This is a genomic window from Vibrio sp. 1069 (genome assembly GCF_033340555.1).
The window spans coordinates 1-517 of the sequence record NZ_JAWOWP010000948.1 but is presented as its reverse complement, the minus strand read 5'-3'; the positions used below and the strand labels follow the sequence as shown (position 1 = coordinate 517).

General features: G+C 46.8%; 2 pseudogenes. Both read left to right on the top strand.

The features are described 5' to 3' along the window. Positions 1-213: pseudogene (locus R7040_RS29970) on the top strand (type III chaperone); the annotation flags it as partial. 3 nt (positions 214-216) lie between these two features. Continuing rightward, positions 217-517, top strand: a pseudogene (gene vopS, locus R7040_RS29965) (T3SS effector adenosine monophosphate-protein transferase VopS); the annotation flags it as partial.

Genomic DNA, 517 nt, shown 5'->3' with positions numbered 1-517 from the left:
CTCACTCAAGGCTCTCCAGCTGTTTACTGGGATGAGGACGTCGGTTTTGTTGGCTTTGTTCATCTAAGTCAGCAATGGCTGGATGCAGCGATGTTAGATGAGTCTCTCGGCAATTTCACTGAATGGTTAAAAAGCACGACCATCTCAACAATCAGTGACGAGCCAAGTGCGCCAGTGATGGATGCTAACCAATTCTCTACATTAAGGGTGTAAATCATGATCAGTTTTGGAAATGTGAGTGCATTGCAAGCGGCGATGCCACAAGCTCGTAATGAGATTCTAAATGAAGGCAAACTCAGCATTGGTGGTAAGGAATATACGATCAATGCTGCTACTCAAGAGTTTACACGCGCAAACCCTACAAGTGGTGCAGTCGCGCGCTTCTTTGAAGCTACTGGGAAATTATTTCGTGAAGGCAGCACGCAGTCTGTGGCAAAAGCGATTACAAAAGCCGTGTTTGACAACGAACAGGGACAAGCTCAGCGTTTGCAAACATCGTCTTCTGTCGAGCATGGGC